Genomic DNA, 15,743 nt, shown 5'->3' on the forward strand with positions numbered 1-15,743 from the left:
CCCCCCGACACGTCCCCTTCCGTGCGTCGGCGGGCGCGGGCGCGTCTCGCCGCCCTCTTCATTTCAGGATATGGAAAGCTACGTTGCGTTCATTGCCGTGGTAACTGGTGCGCTGCGTTTGAGCAGTTCACTGCCAGTTGACGGTGGTCAATGCAACGGTAGTCCACCTGATCGTTGCAATGGGTGGAGATCGAGCACTATGCTGACGGCACCTAGGCACGAAGGGGACCGTGATGCCGGGAGGCAGGCTCACCCAGCAGGAGCGTCAGCAGATCGCGCAGGGGCTGGGCGATGGCCTCGCCTACGCGGAGATCGCCCGACGGCTCGACCGTCCGACCTCGACGGTCACGCGTGAGGTGATGCGCAACGGCGGCCCCACCGCCTACCGCGCCGACCTGGCTCACCGTGCCACCGAACGCCGGATCCACCGGCGGAGGCAGGCCGCGCCCCGGCGGGCGCAGGCGCCCGCGCCGGTCGACGGGCGCGATGTCGAGGCCGTGCGCGAGTACGAGGAGATGTTCACCACCCTCCTCATGCGGCAGGGCCTGCCCAAGATGATGTCCCGGGTGCTGACGTGCCTCTACACCACCGACGCGGGCAGCCTCACCGCGTCCGAACTCGTCCAGCACCTCCGGATCAGCCCGGCGTCCGTGTCCAAGGCGGTCGCGTTCCTGGAGAGCCAGGGCCTCATCCGCCGGGAGCGCGGGGAGGGCCGCCGCGAGCGGTACGCCGTCGACGACGACGTCTTCTACCAGTCGATGATCGCCAGTGCCCGGTCCAGTGCCCAACTGGCCGCGGCCGCACGGCAGGGCGTCGGCGTCCTCGGTCCCGACACCCCGGCCGCCACCCGCCTCGAGAACATCGCCCGCTTCGTCGACTTCGTCGCCGAGAGCCTCGTCCGTGCCGCGGAGCAGGCCCGCGAGGTCCTCCACACCAAACCCGAAACGACCTCGGGCACCGCCGATCGCGGATAGCCGGCCGTTTCGATTCGGGTTCCCGCCCGGTCAGGACCGGGTCGAGGCCGCCGGATCCAGGCCCAGTTCGCGGGCCAGTGCTTCCTCGGCCCACTCCTGGGCCCGTGCCCGCGGCACCGCGCCCGGGTAGGACGTCAGCTGGACGGCCAGGCCGTCGAGGAGGGCGGTGAGGCGGAGGGCCGTGCCGTGCGGGTCGGGGCAGTGGAACTCACCGGCCGCCATGCCCTCCGCGATGACCTCGGCGAGGGCCGCCTTCCACTGCCGGTCGAGGTCCTGGGTGACCTCCCGCAGCGCGGGCTCGCGCAGCGCCGCCGACCAGCCCTCGATCCACAGCCGCCAACCCTTGGCCTGGCCGGTCGGGGCGTACCACCGTACGGCCGACCGCAGTCGGCGCAGTGCCGACGTACGGCGGCCGAGCAGCCTGCGCAGATGGGCGAGGTCGGCCTCGGCCGCATGCCGGAACGCGGCGGCGACCAGCTTCTCCTTGGTCGAGAAGTGGTAGAGCACCAGCGCGTTGCTCACACCGAGCGCCGAGGCCACGTCGGCGATCCTGACCGCCGCCACGCCCCGGGCCTCGATCTGCTCGACGGCGGCCCGCAGCAGCTCCCCGCGGCGTTCCGCCACGCTCAACCGGACTCTCGTCACGCCGCCACCCTACACACGCGCGTGCACCCTCTTGACCGGTGTATTCAGCCGGTCCGGCAAGGGGCCCGGATCGTCCCGCCGTGCGTCAGCGGTACCAGCCGAACCGTTCCGCTATGACCGGCAACCGGTCCGCCACGAGCGCGTGGGCGGCGGCCCGCGGTGTGGTGCCGTCGGCCAGAGCGCGGGCCAGCATCCGCTCGACCAGGGACCGCATCGAGCGGCGTACGTGCGCGAACGCCTCCTCGGCGTCGGCGCCGATGTCCCCGAACAGCGTCCACCACCACCAGGCGTTCGTCCCGGAGTTGACCACGACGTCCGGCAGCACGGTCACCCCGCGCGCGGCGAGCAGCAGCTCCGCCTCCGGCTGTACGGGCATGTTGGCCGCCTCGACGACCCAGCGGGCGGTGATCCGCTCCTGGTTCCCTGCGTCGATCGCGTACGAGACGGCTGCGGGCACCAGGACGTCCGTGTCGGCCGAGAGCCAGGCGTCGCCCGGCAGTTCGCGGTCGCCGGGGCGCAGCGCGGATCGGTCCACGGTGCCGTGGGTATCCCGCGCGGCGAGCAGCGCCTCGACGTCGAGCCCCGCCGGGTTGACGATGGTGCCCTTGATGTCGGCGACGGCCACGACCGTGAGTCCCGCGCGGGTGAGGAAGCGCGCGGTGGCCCCGCCCATGGTGCCCAGTCCCTGGAGGGCGACCCGTGTCCCCGCGTGGGGCACCCCGGCGCGGTCCAGCGCCGTGAGTGCCGCCTCGGCGACACCGCAGCCGCCGACCAGCTCGTCCAGGCCGATGCCGTCCACCTCGACCGCGAACGCGTCCCTCAGCCGCCGACGGGCCTCGGCCTCGTCGTCCAGCAGCGGGTACACGGCCTGGATGGAGGAGACCAGTCCCGCCTCGGCCGCGGCCCGGTCCACCAGGTCCTGGGTGAGCCCGAGGTCCTCGCCGGTCGTCCAGAAGCTCTCGATGTGCGGCCGCATGGCGCGCAGGTACCGCACCAGCAGCGAGTAGGCCTCCGGGTCGCGCGGGTCGCAGTCGATGCCGCCCTTGGCGCCGCCGAGCGGGACGTAGCGGCTGCCGGGGTCGTAGTGGAGGGCCTCCTTCATGGTCATGCCGCGGGCCAGGCCGGTGACCTCGTCCAGGGTGCAGCCCGCGCGCATCCGCAGACCGCCGCTGGCGACACCGCGCACTAGCCGGTCGACGACCAGGAAGCCCCGGCGGCCGGTGACGTGGTCGGTCCAGGTGAGGGACAGCAGGGGGCTGGCCATGCGGGCTCCTTCGCCGTGAATACTGAATATCCGTTCAGTATCACCCCTCGTGGGGCGCCTGGGCCCCGGTGTTGTCGCAAGGGGCCGACCATAATGGAAAGCCTGACCGACTCCACCTGGAGGTACCGTGGCCGGTTTCCGTTCCCTGAGCTCCGGGCTCCGCGCGCTCCGGCCCGGGGCGTTCGGCGCGGACCCGAGCGGTGAGCGCATGGCGCGCATCCGCAGATCGCCCCACTTCAAGGACGGGGTCTTCCAGAACCCCGGAGGTCCCGCGCGGACCCGGCCCTCGGGCTCCACCCTCGACTTCGCCAAGGTCTTCTTCGACAAGGAGACCCGGCCCCGCCGTGCCCCGAAGGGCACCGTGCCGGTGCACGCCACCACCCTCGCCGACATCGCCCGGCCCCCGGCCACCGGGCTGCGGCTGACCTGGATGGGACACTCCAGCGTGCTCGCCGAGATCGACGGGCGGCGCGTGCTGTTCGACCCGGTGTGGGGCGAGCGCTGCTCCCCGTTCCCGTTCGCCGGCCCGAAGCGGCTGCACCCGGTGCCCCTGCCGCTGGCCGCGCTCGGCCCGGTCGACGTCGTGGTCATCTCGCACGACCACTACGACCACCTGGACATGCCCACCATCAAGGCCCTGGCCGGCACGGACACGCTGTTCGCCGTGCCGCTCGGCGTCGGGGCGCACCTGGAGCACTGGGGCGTGTCCGCCGGCCGGCTGCGCGAGCTGGACTGGCACGAGTCGACGAAGATCGGCGGCCTCACCCTGACCGCCACTCCCGCCCGGCACTTCTGCGGCCGGGGCCTGCGCAACACCCAGCACACCCTGTGGGCCTCCTGGGTCGTCGCCGGCGAGGAGCACCGGATCTACCACAGCGGCGACACCGGCTACTTCGACGGCTTCAAGGAGATCGGCGCCGAGCACGGGCCGTTCGACGCCACGATGATCCAGATCGGCGCGTACTCCGACTTCTGGCCCGACATCCACATGACCCCCGACGAGGGCATGCGCGCCCACCTCGACCTCCAGGGCGGACCGGAGCAGGGCCCGATGCTGCCCATCCACTGGGCCACGTTCAACCTGGCGACGCACCCTTGGGCGGATCCCGGCGAGGGGACGCTCGCGGCCGCCCGCGCCGTGGGCGCCCGGATCGCCCTGCCGCACCCCGGTGAACCCTTCGAGCCCGCGGCCGGGAACGTCCCCTGCGAGCCGTGGTGGCGTGGGGTGGCGCTCGCCCCCGCGGGGGGCTTTCCGGCCGGCGAAGCCCTCGCCGGCGCCGCGATCAACACCACATCGAGCGCAGCAGCCGTGGCCCAGGCGGATACGTTGAGTGACGGTGGCGGCAAGGCGGGCAAGGACACGGAGGACCCTGAAACGCTTCCGGCGGGCTGAGCCGGAGCGAGCGGAGGGTCGACGTCGAGGGCCGGGGAGCGAGAGGCTCCCCGGCCCTCGCCGTGTCTGCGTGACCACTTCTGACCAGGTCGGATCGAACTGTTGTCGTTCGCGTCCGGAGGTGTGAGGAGGTTATCGGTCTGTCGTACGAGAGCTCATACCAGAGCGGGACGCTCTCCGTATGAGTTTGTCAACTGCCCACCGCACATGATGCGCTGACGACTACTGTCAGTGTCCGTCGGGAAACAGACGGATCAAGGAGTGGGGACCGGTACGTGCAGGCGCAAGGCGGACGAGGGAGTCGACGCGAGGGGGATTCCCGCTGCCCGCGTAGGACCGACGCCGGTACGGGCGCCGCCGTGGTGGCCCCCTCCGGGCCCGGGCGGCACGCGGACTCCGGACGCGACGGTGCCGGGCGGGAGCCGGCCGAGCCCACAGCCCGGGGCGCGCGGAAGCGGCCGCGTGAGCCCGGTCGTACCACCGCAAGCCCCCCTGGCACCCAGGCCCGACGGACCAGTACGAGGACACCGATGTCTCACCTCCGCGCCCCGGCCGCACGCGCAGACCGCCGTGAGGGCGGGCGGCACGGGCGGCCGGCCGCCCGCACCGCACCCGCGCTGCCCGAGACCCATATACGGCCGCAGCTGCTGCGCCTCGCCGTACTGCCGCCCGTCGCCGTCGCCCTGAGCGGTTGTGCCGCCGTCCTCTTCACCGTCCGGTCGACCGGAGCGCGGCCGGGGCTGACACTGTGGGCCGTGCTCGCCGGGGCGGTCTCGGTGACCCTCGTCGGCATCGTCGTCGCCGCGGTGGCCGCCAACCGGGCCGCCCGGTCCGTGCACGACCGCATCGGCGTCCTGCGCCGCACCACCACGCGGCGCGAGGCCGACCTGCGCACCCTGGTCGAGACGCTGCGCCGTGGCGACGGACCGCCGCAGCCCGGCCCGCAGAGCAGTCCACGCGGCGGCCCCGCCGAGGGCGCCGACGACTTCGAACTCCTCGCCGCCGACCTGACCCGTGCGCACGACGGCGCCGTCACCGCCGTCGTCCACGCCTCGCAGCTCTCCAGCCAGGCGGGCAGCGAACAGAAGCTCGAGGTGTTCGTCAATCTCGCCCGGCGCCTGCAGTCGCTGGTGCACCGCGAGATCTCCATCCTCGACGAGCTCGAGAACGAGATGGAGGACCCCGACCTGCTCAAGGGGCTCTTCCACGTCGACCACCTCGCCACCCGCATCCGCCGCCACGCCGAGAACCTCGCCGTGCTCGGCGGTGCCGTCTCCCGCCGCCAGTGGAGCAACCCGGTCTCCATGACCGAGGTGCTGCGCTCGGCCATCGCCGAGGTCGAGCAGTACTCGCGGGTCAAGCTCGTCCCGCCGATCGACGGCACCCTGCGCGGACACGCCGTGGCCGACGTCATCCACCTGCTGGCCGAACTCGTCGAGAACGCCACGGTGTTCTCCGCCCCGCACACCCAGGTGCTGCTGCGCGCCAACCTCGTCACCTCCGGGCTCGCCGTCGAGGTCGAGGACCGTGGACTGGGCATGCCCCTGGAGGAGCAGGCGCGGATGAACGCCTTGCTCGCCGACCCGGACCAGGTGAACGTCGCCCGGCTCCTCGCGGACGGCCGCATCGGGTTGTTCGTCGTCTCGCAGCTGGCCCGGCGGCACGGCATCACCGTCCGCCTCCAGACCAACATCTACGGCGGAGTGCAGGCGGTGCTCGTCGTGCCGCAGGCGCTGCTCGGGGCGGAGGCGGGCGCGCCCGGGGGCACCGGGCAGTCCGCGGTCGGGGCCGGAGACGCGGCCGGGGTCGTGCCCGAGTCCCGAGCCGGAGCGGCGTCCACGGGGGCGTCCCCAGCGGAGGTGGCTGCGTCAGAGTCCTCGGCGGTGTACGGATTCCCGTCCGGGTCGGGTGCCGCGTCCGAAGCGTTGCCGTCGGTCCCGCCGAGGGCGCCCACCCCGACCCGCGCGCACCAGCAGGAGGCCGAACGGGCCTCGGGCCGAAGCCCGCAGAGCGGCCGGCCCGCGCCCCTGCCCGTGCGCGGGACCCATCGGGAGCGGCCCAACCCGGCCGAGGCGCGGCCCGGCATCAGCCCCGACGACCGGCGCATCCTCGCCGAGAACGTGACGGCTCCGCCCACCCCGCGCAACGGCACGGTGCGCGGCACCATGGGCAAGCCCCAACTGCCCCGCCGCCGTGCCCAGGAACACATCGCACCCCAGCTGCGCGACGGTCCCACGCCGCGCCAGGACCCCGAGTTCCTCGTCGGCCACGATCCCGGCCTGATGGCGGCCTTCCAGCGCGGTATCAGCCTTGCCGAGGCCCAACAGCACATGGAGACCGGGAACACGGAGTGGGGCGACACGGAGTCGTCGACACACCTGGAGCCTCCGACGCACATCGAGCCCGCACACCGGGACCCGACCCCCATGGAGCCGGTGCACACCGAGTCCCTCCCCACCGTCGACGCGGCTCGCATAACCGAGGCGCGCGGCGCACGGGACGGTGTGACCGCGTCCCGCCCCGACCACACCACCACCCGGCACGACGGGAGCGCACCCGCCGGATGACCACCCCCGTTCCCACCTCTGTTCCCACCCCCAGCGCTCCCGCAGACCTTCGTACCCCAAGGAGTCGATCCACCATGGCGAGCGATGCGCCGACCGCCCATGTATCCGATCTCGACTGGCTGATGAGCGGCCTCGTGCAGCGCGTGCCGCACACGACCGCCGCGGTGCTCCTGTCCTGCGACGGGCTCGTGAAGTCCGTCCACGGCCTCGACCCGGACAGCGCCGACCACATGGCCGCCCTGGCCTCCGGCCTGTACTCCCTCGGCCGCAGCGCCGGCGTCCGCTTCGGCGACGGCGGCGACGTCCGGCAGGTCGTGGTCGAACTCGCCTCGACCCTGCTGTTCGTCACCACCGCCGGCTCCGGCACCTGCCTGGCCGTGCTCGCCGGCCGGGAGGCCGACGCGGCGGTCCTCGGCTACGAGATGGCGATGCTGGTCAAGAGCGTCCGCCCGTACCTGGTCACCGCTCCCCGCCAGCAGTCCGTCGAATCCCCGGCGATGAGGCCTTGAGGGTGGCGGCGGCCGGTGACGGGCCCTGGCTCGACGACGCGGCCGGGCGGCTGGTGCGCCCGTTCACGGTCAGCAACGGCCGTACCCGTCCCACCGTCGCGCTCGACCTGATGTCGCAGGTGATGGCCACCGGGGCGACCCCCCTCGGCTACCTCGGCCCCGAGCACGCGCAGGCACTAGAGCGGTGCAGTGTGCCCGTCGCCGTCGCGGAGGTCGCCGCCCATCTGAAGCTGCCGGTGGCCGTCACCAAGGTGCTGCTGGCGGACCTCGTCGACTGCGGGGCGCTGACCACCAAGCCCCCCGCGTTCCACCACAACCCGACGGACCGGGCCCTTCTGGAGGCAGTGCTCGATGGACTACGACGACAGCTCTGACTACGCCGACGATTCCGGCCACGGCGGCGACCCGTTCCCCACCGCCCTCAAGATCCTGGTGGCGGGCGGGTTCGGCGTGGGCAAGACGACCTTCGTCGGCGCGGTCAGCGAGATCGCGCCGCTCAGCACGGAGGAGCTGCTCACCACCGTCAGCGCCGCGACGGACAACCTCGACGGCATCGAGAACAAGGTCGAGACGACCGTGGCCATGGACTTCGGCCGCATCACGCTCGATCCGAAACACGTGCTGTACCTGTTCGGCACCCCCGGACAGGAGCGGTTCTGGTTCATGTGGGACGAGTTGTGCGAGGGCGCACTCGGGGCGGTCATCCTCGCCGACACCCGCCGCCTCCAGGAGTGTTTCGCGGCCGTCGACTTCTTCGAACAACGCGGCCTCGGCTTCATCGTCGCCGTCAACGAGTTCGACGGCGCCCACCGGTACGACCCGGAGGAGGTGCGCGCCGCCCTCGACCTGTCCGAGGAGATCCCCGTCGTGTGCTGCGACGCCCGGATCTCCAGCTCCGGGGTGCAGACCCTGCTGACCCTCGTGCGCCACCTCATCGCCCATGCGCCCGCCCCCGCGACGGGGTATGGCGCCCACATGTGAACGCCACAAGTGATCCCACATGTGATCCCCCAACCCCGCCAGGGAGCCCGTATATGACGCATGCCCACAGTCCGGGAGGACGCCCATGAGCTACGACCCGCCGCGCCCGGCCGGTCGTCTGCTGCTCACACCCGAGGACAAGGAGGCCCCCGCCCGCGCCGGCCGACTGCGCCTGCTGGGCCTGGGGGAGCGCCCCGAACCCGCACTCGACGCCTTCGCGCACGGCCTCGCCGAGCTCACCGGTGCGCCGTACGCCATGGTCAACTTCCCGGACGAGCGAGGCCAGTTCTACGCGGGCCTGTGCGTTCCGGCCGTCGCGCCGGTGGTGCGGAGCGACGGCACCAGCCCCCGGGTCGGCCGTAGTCTCCCCCGCGACCATGGCTTCTGCCCCCATGTGGTGGCGCGACGCAAGGCCCTGGTCCTGGAGGACGTCCACGACTATCCGCGGTTCGCGGGCAATCCGGTGGTCGACGAGTTCGGCATCCGCTCCTATCTGGGAGCACCGCTCATCGACGGCACGGGCCTGGTGCTGGGCACGGTCAGCGTCGCCGACGTCGGGCCCCGGCCGTGGGGGAAGCCGGGCCTGACGGCCATCAAGGAACACGCCGCGCAGCTCGTCGCACAGCTGGAGGGCTGGGACGGCAGGCTGCCCTACTGACACGCCCCGCGTCTTCGGCAGCGCACCCAGGAGGCGTGAAGGAAAGCTGCGGCGGCGCTTAAGAAAACCTCGATGGACCGGTGCGGCCGGCGTACGGCAGATTGCTGTGCGATCCCACTCCTCTCCCGGCCCAGGGACACCTTCGGCATGCCCGGAGCCGGGACTCACCCCCAGGAGCCGTAGCGGTGAAGGCGCTGGTCAAACAGAAGGCGGAGCCCGGGCTGTGGCTCGCGGACGTCCCGGAGCCCGCTGCCGGGCCCGGCGACGTACTGATCAAGGTGCTGCGCACCGGTATCTGCGGCACCGACCTGCACATCAGGGCCTGGGACGGCTGGGCGCAGCAGGCGATCCGCACCCCGCTCGTGGTCGGGCACGAGTTCGTCGGCGAGGTCGTCGCGACCGGGCGGGACGTCACCGACATCGCCGTCGGCGACCGGGTGAGCGGCGAGGGCCATCTGGTGTGCGGCAAGTGCCGCAACTGCCTGGCCGGCCGCCGCCACCTGTGCCGGGCCACCATAGGTCTGGGCGTGGGCCGCGACGGGGCGTTCGCCGAGTACGTCGTCCTGCCCGCCGCCAACGTCTGGGTGCACCGGGTGCCCGTCGACCTCGACGTGGCCGCGATCTTCGACCCGTTCGGCAACGCCGTGCACACCGCGCTGTCGTTCCCGCTCGTCGGCGAGGACGTGCTGATCACCGGGGCGGGCCCCATCGGGCTGATGGCCGCCGCCGTGGCCCGGCACGCGGGCGCCCGCCACGTCATGATCACCGACGTCAGCGAGGAGCGGCTGGAGCTGGCCCGCAAGGTCGGGGTCAGCCTCGCGCTCAATGTCGCGGGCGCCACCATCGCCGACGGGCAGCGCACGCTCGGACTGCGCGAGGGCTTCGACATCGGCCTGGAGATGTCCGGCCGCCCCGAAGCCATGCGGGACATGATCGCCAACATGACGCACGGCGGCCGGATCGCGATGCTCGGCCTGCCCGCGCAGGAGTTCCCCGTCGACTGGGCCCGGATCGTCACCTCGATGATCACCGTCAAGGGCATCTACGGCCGCGAGATGTTCGAGACCTGGTACGCGATGTCCGTGCTGCTGGAGGGCGGCCTCGACCTCGCCCCCGTGATCACCGGCCGGTACGGCTACCGCGACTTCGAGGCGGCGTTCGCCGACGCGGCGAGCGGCCGCGGCGGCAAGGTCATCCTCGACTGGACCGCGTAACTCCCCTTCCCCGCAAGCATCTCAGGAGCCTTCTCATGTTCGACTCCGTGCGCGACGACCTGCGTGCCACCCTCGACGAGATCCGCGCCGCTGGCCTGCACAAGCCCGAGCGCGTGATCGGCAGTCCGCAGTCCGCCACCGTCAACGTCACCGCGGGCGGCCGCCCCGGCGAGGTCCTCAACTTCTGCGCCAACAACTACCTCGGCCTCGCCGACCACCCCGAGGTCGTCGCCGCCGCCCACGAGGCCCTGGACCGCTGGGGCTACGGCATGGCCTCCGTCCGCTTCATCTGCGGCACCCAGGAAGTGCACAAGGAACTTGAGGCGCGGCTGTCGGCGTTCCTCGGCCAGGAGGACACGATCCTGTACTCCTCCTGCTTCGACGCCAACGGCGGCGTGTTCGAGACGCTGCTCGGCCCGGAGGACGCGGTCATCTCCGACGCGCTCAACCACGCGTCGATCATCGACGGCATCCGGCTGTCCAAGGCCCGCCGCCTGCGGTACGCCAACCGTGATCTGGCCGAACTGGAGGCGCGGCTGAAGGAGGCGTCCGACGCGCGTCGCCGGCTGATCGTCACCGACGGCGTCTTCTCCATGGACGGCTACGTGGCACCGCTGCGGGAGATCTGCGACCTCGCCGACCGCTACGACGCGATGGTCATGGTGGACGACTCGCACGCCGTCGGCTTCGTCGGACCGGGGGGCCGCGGCACGCCCGAGCTGCACGGCGTCATGGACCGCGTCGACATCATCACCGGCACCCTCGGCAAGGCCCTCGGCGGCGCCTCCGGCGGTTACGTCGCCGCCCGCGCGGAGATCGTCGCCCTGCTGCGTCAGCGCTCCCGGCCGTACCTGTTCTCGAACACGCTCGCCCCGGTGATCGCGGCGGCCTCCCTGAAGGTTCTGGACCTGCTGGAGTCGGCGGACGACCTGCGCGTCCGCCTCCACGAGAACACGGCTCTCTTCCGCGGCCGGATGACCGAGGAGGGCTTCGACGTCCTCCCCGGTGACCACCCCATCGCCCCGGTGATGATCGGTGACGCGGCGGTCGCCGGGCGGATGGCGGAGCTGCTGCTGGAGCGCGGCGTGTACGTGATCGGCTTCTCCTACCCGGTGGTGCCGCAGGGCCAGGCCCGGATCCGCGTCCAGCTGTCGGCAGCGCACTCGGCCGAGGACGTCCGTCGCGCGGTCGACGCCTTCGTGGCGGCACGGGCGGAGCTGGCCGGCTGAGCGACGCCGGCGACCTGAGAGAATCGATCGCATGATCGAGGCGCGGCGGCTCCACATCCTCCGTGCGGTGGCCGACCACCGTACGGTGACGGCGGCTGCCGCCGCGCTGTATCTGACCCCGTCGGCGGTGTCCCAGCAGCTCGCCGCGCTGGAGCAGGAGACCGGGCACCGGCTCGTCGAGCGCGGCGCCAAGGGCGTACGCCTCACCCCGGCCGGCGAGATCCTGCTCAGCCACACCAACGCGGTCCTCGCCCAACTGGAGCGGGCCGAGGCCGAGTTGGCCGCCTACAGCTCGGGGGCGGCCGGCGCCGTCACGGTCGCCTCCTTCGCGACCGGCATCGCGCTGGTCGTCGCGCCCGCGGTGGCCCGCCTCGCCGATTCGGCGCCCGGGATCCGCATCCGCGTCCAGGACGCCGAGGGCGACGCCAGCCTGCCGATGGTGCTGGACCGACAGGTCGACGTCGCCGTCGCGGTCGAGTACCGGGGCGCCCCGCCCGCCGACGACCCGCGACTGACTCACGTACCGCTGTACGCCGAGCCCTTCGACGCGGTCGTCCCGGTCGCCCACCGCCTGGCCGGGGCGGCGGAGGTCCCGCTCGCCGAACTGGCCAAGGACGCGTGGATCGGCCCGTACCCCGGCAACCCCTGCCACGACGTGGTGGTCCTGGCCTGCGAGAACGCCGGCTTCCAGCCCCGCATGGAGCACTCCTCGGACGACTTCCGCGCGGTTGTCGCCCTCGCCTCCGCCGACGCGGGCGTGGCCCTCGTGCCGCGCTCGGCGCTGCGCGGTATGGACCTCGCCGGGGTGGTCGTCCGCCCCGTCGACGGCACGGCGCCCACCCGGCGGGTCTTCGCCGCCGTGCGCCGGGGAGCCGAGGGGCATCCGCTGATCCGCCCGGTGCTGGACGCGCTCGGCGCGGCGGCCCAGGCGCAGCCACTGCCGGTGTGAGGAGCCGGAAACGGGGGCGTCTCATATCCGGGATAGCATCCCGAATATGAGAAGCGACGAAGTGGATCCCGTCGACACCCGGCTCGGCGCGCGCCTGGCCGAGCTGCGGGCCGAACACGGCTGGTCCCTGGGCGAGTTGGCCGACCGCAGCGGAGTGAGCCGGTCGACTCTGTCCCGGGCCGAGCGGGCGGAGACCAGCCCCACGGCCTCCCTCCTGAACCGCCTGTGCGCCGTCTACGGGCGGACCATGTCCCAACTGCTCAGCGAGGTCGAGGCCGAGCCGGCCCCCGTGCTGCGGGCCGCCGACCAGCTCGTATGGCGGGACCAGGCCTCCGGCTTCGTACGGCGGTCCGTGTCACCACCGCACTCCGCCCTGCGCGGCGAACTCGTCGAGGCCCGCCTCTCGCCCGGCGCCGACATCGCCTACGACCGTCCGCCCGTCACCGGTCTGGAACAGCACATCTGGGTCCTCGCAGGGGCCCTCGACGTGACCGCGCAGGACACCGAACACCACCTCGGCGCCGGCGACTGCCTGCGCATGCGCGTGTGGGGCCCGACCCGGTTCCGGTGCGCCGCTCCCGACGGCGTCCGGTACCTGCTGGCGGTGGTGCGGCCGTGATCGTCGACCGTCTGGACGCAGACCGGTTCGCCCGGTGCGGGGCCGGGTTGGCGGATCTGCTGGCCGACACCGTGAACGGCGGTGCCTCGGTCGGCTTCCTCGCCCCGCTCGACCGTGCGGAGGCGCTCGCCTGGTGGGAGGAGCGGGCCGCCGAGACGGCAGCGGGACGGCTCGCCGTCTGGGCGGCGTACGACGGGGGCCGGGTGCTGGGCACCGTGAGCCTGGCCTTCCCCGCCAAGGCGAACAGCCGCCACCGCGCCGAACTCGTCAAGCTCATGGTGCACCGGGACGCCCGGGGCCGTGGCCTCGGACGCAGGCTCCTGACCACGGCGGAGGGCGCCGCCGCAGAGGCCGGCGTCACCCTCCTGCACCTGGACACCGAGACCGGCAGCCCCGCCGAGCATCTGTACCGCTCGGCCGGCTGGACCGCGGTCGGCGCGATCCCCGACTACGCGGCGAGCCCCGACGGTCGGCTGCGGCCGACGACGATCTACTACAAGCACATACCGGCAACCGCTCTCACCAGGTGATTGTCAGTGGCAGCCGATAACGTGCCTGCCATGCCGGATGCCGAAGACGTACGCCGTATCGCGCTGTCCCTGCCGGACACGACGGAGAAGATCGCCTGGAGCATGCCCACGTTCCGGGTCGCGGGAAAGATGTTCGCCACCCTGCCGGAGGACGAGACGTCCATCGCCGTGCGCTGCCCCAAGGAGGAGCGGGACGAGTTGGTGCTCGCCGAGCCGGGGAAGTTCTGGATCGCCGACCACGAGGCGCAGTTCGCCTGGGTGCGGGCCCGGCTCGACGCGCTGGAGGACGAGGGCGAACTGCGGGACATCCTGGCCGACTCCTGGCGCCAGGCGGCTCCGCCCCGGCTCCTGGAGGCGCATCCCCGGCTGGGCCTCCCGGCGGGGGAGTGACCTCCTCCGGGTCTCACGCGGGAGCCGCCGCCCCGACGAACCCCCCGATGCGCTCCCGCAGCGACCGGGCGTCGAGGCCATGGGCGGCGACATGCTCCGCCGGCTGCCCGTACCGCCGCAGTTCGCGACGGCCCACGCCCAGCCCCAGCACCCGGTGCGGCACCTCGGACAGCGCGTCGTTCGCGGCGGCCGTCGAGGTGCCCGCCAGGTAGGGCTCGACGAGGACGACGTCCGCCCCGGCCGCCCGGGTGGCCCGGCGCAGGGCGGCCCCGTCGAAGGGGCGGACGGTCGTCGCGTACAGGACCGTGACGTCGAGGCCCTCGGTGGCGGCGAGCACCGTGTCGAGCATCGGCCCGACGGCGACCACGACCCCGGTGCGTCCCTCGCGGACCGTGCGGAAGCGCTCCCCGTCGACGGGCAGCGCCCGCCCGTTGGACTGGAGGGACAGCCGCACGTAGACCTTGTCGTCGCCCGCGGCGACCGCGTGCCGCAGCAGCGTCTCGGCCTCGTCCGGGTGGCCCGGCACATGGATGGTCCAGCCGTCCAGGGTGTCGAGCAGCGCCACGTCGCCCGGCGCCATGTGGGTGTAGCCGCCCGCGGGCCAGTCGAAGGAGGCGGCGGCGCTCACCAGCACCGCGCCCAGGTCCTGGTGCCCGAGGTCCAGCTTGACCTGCTCGAAGGGCCGCTCGACGAGAAAGCTGGCGAAAGTGTGCACGACGGGCCGCAGTCCGGTCAGCGCCAGCCCCGCGGCCGCGCCGACCAGCAGCTGCTCGCGGATGCCGACGTTGACGACCCGGTCGGGGTGGCGCCGGGCCGCCTCGGCGAAGCCGTCCCTGCCGATCTCGGCGAGGACGACGGCGACCCGTGGGTCCTCGTCGAGCAGCCGGGAGACGACAGGGGCGAAGCGATCACGCATGGTGTCCATGGCGTTCTGGTTCCTTTCCGGCGGGGAGGTCAGGCGGACTTCGGCTCGACCCGGGCCACGACCACGTGCGGGCGGCCCGGGTGCGGTGCGGTGAAGGCGGCGTACAGCGCCTCGTGGTCACGGCCGTCGACGGTCAGCGCGGACCAGCCCGCCGCCTCGAAGCGGGCGGCGATGCCGCCGGGCCGCGCGTACGACGCGGAGGAGTTGTCGACGACGACGGTGTGCAGCCGGTCGAGCCCGGCGGGCCCGGCGAAGGCGATCGCCTCGTGGTTGCTGCCCTCGTCCAGCTCGGCGTCTCCGATCAGCGCCCACACCCGTGGCTCGTCGAGCCCCTGGGCGCGCAGCCCCAGTGCCGTGCCGACGGCGATCGGCAGCCCGTGCCCGAGCGATCCGCTGCCGATCTCGGCCCCCGGCACGAGCGTGCGGTCGGGATGGTGACCGAGGGGTGAGTCGTACGAGCCGAAGCCGGGCAGCCACTCCACCGGGATGAAGCCCTTGGCGGCCAGCACGGCGTAGTACGCCATCGGCCCGTGCCCCTTCGACAGCAGGAACCGGTCCCGCTCAGGGTCGGCCATCCCCTCCGGGCTCACCCGCAGCACCCGGTCGTACAACACCCACAGCACGTCCAGCGTGGACGTCGCGGCCGGGCCGTGCTTCTCGTCGCCGGTCATCAGGCCCATGAGTCCCGGCAGGTCGGCGTACGTGTGTGTCATGTCCGTCGCGTTCGTCATGCGGACGAGCGTGCAACCTCAACCAATGTTGAGGTCAAGCGACGGGTGCCCGGAAACGGATGCGCGATCACCGGCGCGAGTGCGGTATGGTTTCCCTGCGCGTTCGGCCGGGGGAATCCCCAGGTCAGACGGGCAACGGGACGTGGCGCAGCTTGGTAGCGCACT

17 protein-coding genes are annotated in these 15,743 nt (G+C 72.8%); 13 read left to right on the forward strand and 4 right to left on the reverse strand.

What is annotated here, in order from left to right; all coding sequences use genetic code 11:
• The first annotated feature begins 233 nt into the window (after positions 1-233).
• Entirely contained in the window at positions 234-974 is a 741-nt protein-coding gene (locus tag GTY47_RS26075) for a helix-turn-helix domain-containing protein (RefSeq protein WP_010044666.1), read from the forward strand.
• A 30-nt stretch (positions 975-1,004) separates the two neighbouring features.
• Here the strand turns inward: GTY47_RS26075 and GTY47_RS26080 are convergent, their stop codons facing one another.
• Together GTY47_RS26080 and GTY47_RS26085 are read right to left on the reverse strand one after the other, a co-directional pair.
• Positions 1,005-1,619: a TetR/AcrR family transcriptional regulator gene (locus GTY47_RS26080; protein ID WP_078602925.1), complete on the reverse strand. Its 615-nt coding sequence runs from the start codon at positions 1,617-1,619 to the stop codon at positions 1,005-1,007.
• Between the two features lie 85 nt (positions 1,620-1,704).
• Positions 1,705-2,883, reverse strand: a complete 1,179-nt coding sequence (locus tag GTY47_RS26085; protein ID WP_010044668.1) for a glutamate dehydrogenase — start codon at positions 2,881-2,883, stop codon at positions 1,705-1,707.
• Positions 2,884-3,010: 127 nt separating this feature from the next.
• Here GTY47_RS26085 and GTY47_RS26090 point away from each other — a divergent pair, with 127 nt between their 5' ends.
• From GTY47_RS26090 to GTY47_RS26145, 12 genes are all read left to right on the forward strand, one after another.
• On the forward strand, positions 3,011-4,276 hold the full coding sequence (locus GTY47_RS26090) for an MBL fold metallo-hydrolase (protein WP_010044669.1): 1,266 nt from the start codon (positions 3,011-3,013) through the stop codon (positions 4,274-4,276).
• A 530-nt stretch (positions 4,277-4,806) separates the two neighbouring features.
• Positions 4,807-6,843, forward strand: a complete 2,037-nt coding sequence (locus GTY47_RS26095) for an ATP-binding protein (RefSeq protein WP_010044670.1) — start codon at positions 4,807-4,809, stop codon at positions 6,841-6,843.
• 74 nt (positions 6,844-6,917) lie between these two features.
• Complete coding sequence (locus tag GTY47_RS26100; RefSeq protein ID WP_010044671.1) at positions 6,918-7,352, forward strand: roadblock/LC7 domain-containing protein; 435 nt, start codon at positions 6,918-6,920, stop codon at positions 7,350-7,352.
• 2 nt (positions 7,353-7,354) lie between these two features.
• The gene (locus GTY47_RS26105; protein ID WP_010044672.1) at positions 7,355-7,726 is read left to right on the forward strand and encodes a DUF742 domain-containing protein; all 372 of its coding nucleotides are present in this window, start codon (positions 7,355-7,357) and stop codon (positions 7,724-7,726) included.
• On the forward strand, positions 7,704-8,333 hold the full coding sequence (locus GTY47_RS26110) for an ATP/GTP-binding protein (protein WP_010044673.1): 630 nt from the start codon (positions 7,704-7,706) through the stop codon (positions 8,331-8,333). The genes GTY47_RS26105 and GTY47_RS26110 overlap by 23 nt, the downstream gene beginning before the upstream one ends.
• Positions 8,334-8,418: 85 nt before the next feature.
• Positions 8,419-8,991, forward strand: a complete 573-nt coding sequence (locus GTY47_RS26115; RefSeq protein ID WP_010044674.1) for a GAF domain-containing protein — start codon at positions 8,419-8,421, stop codon at positions 8,989-8,991.
• A 185-nt stretch (positions 8,992-9,176) separates the two neighbouring features.
• On the forward strand, positions 9,177-10,205 hold the full coding sequence (tdh, locus tag GTY47_RS26120) for an L-threonine 3-dehydrogenase (RefSeq protein WP_010044675.1): 1,029 nt from the start codon (positions 9,177-9,179) through the stop codon (positions 10,203-10,205).
• 35 nt (positions 10,206-10,240) lie between these two features.
• Positions 10,241-11,434, forward strand: a complete 1,194-nt coding sequence (locus GTY47_RS26125) for a glycine C-acetyltransferase (protein ID WP_010044681.1) — start codon at positions 10,241-10,243, stop codon at positions 11,432-11,434.
• A gap of 31 nt (positions 11,435-11,465) precedes the next feature.
• The gene (locus tag GTY47_RS26130; protein ID WP_010044683.1) at positions 11,466-12,383 is read left to right on the forward strand and encodes a LysR family transcriptional regulator; all 918 of its coding nucleotides are present in this window, start codon (positions 11,466-11,468) and stop codon (positions 12,381-12,383) included.
• A 46-nt stretch (positions 12,384-12,429) separates the two neighbouring features.
• A complete protein-coding gene (locus GTY47_RS26135) occupies positions 12,430-13,002 on the forward strand; it encodes an XRE family transcriptional regulator (RefSeq protein WP_029181514.1) in 573 nt (190 codons plus the stop codon).
• Positions 12,999-13,532, forward strand: coding sequence for a GNAT family N-acetyltransferase (locus GTY47_RS26140; RefSeq protein ID WP_010044687.1), 534 nt, complete (start codon positions 12,999-13,001; stop codon positions 13,530-13,532). Before GTY47_RS26135 ends, GTY47_RS26140 begins: the two co-directional genes overlap by 4 nt.
• Before the next feature lie 30 nt (positions 13,533-13,562).
• Positions 13,563-13,922: an MmcQ/YjbR family DNA-binding protein gene (locus GTY47_RS26145; protein ID WP_010044689.1), complete on the forward strand. Its 360-nt coding sequence runs from the start codon at positions 13,563-13,565 to the stop codon at positions 13,920-13,922.
• Between the two features lie 13 nt (positions 13,923-13,935).
• On the opposite strand, the gene GTY47_RS26150 is transcribed toward GTY47_RS26145, so the two are convergent.
• Together GTY47_RS26150 and GTY47_RS26155 are read right to left on the reverse strand one after the other, a co-directional pair.
• Positions 13,936-14,847: a transketolase C-terminal domain-containing protein gene (locus GTY47_RS26150; protein ID WP_010044693.1), complete on the reverse strand. Its 912-nt coding sequence runs from the start codon at positions 14,845-14,847 to the stop codon at positions 13,936-13,938.
• Between the two features lie 29 nt (positions 14,848-14,876).
• Positions 14,877-15,578 (reverse strand): transketolase, encoded by a 702-nt coding sequence (locus tag GTY47_RS26155; protein ID WP_010044695.1) that lies wholly within the window; start codon positions 15,576-15,578, stop codon positions 14,877-14,879.
• Positions 15,579-15,743 lie beyond the last annotated feature (165 nt).

Source organism: Streptomyces sp. SID5464 (assembly GCF_009862985.1).
Classification (GTDB): domain Bacteria; phylum Actinomycetota; class Actinomycetes; order Streptomycetales; family Streptomycetaceae; genus Streptomyces; species Streptomyces chartreusis_D.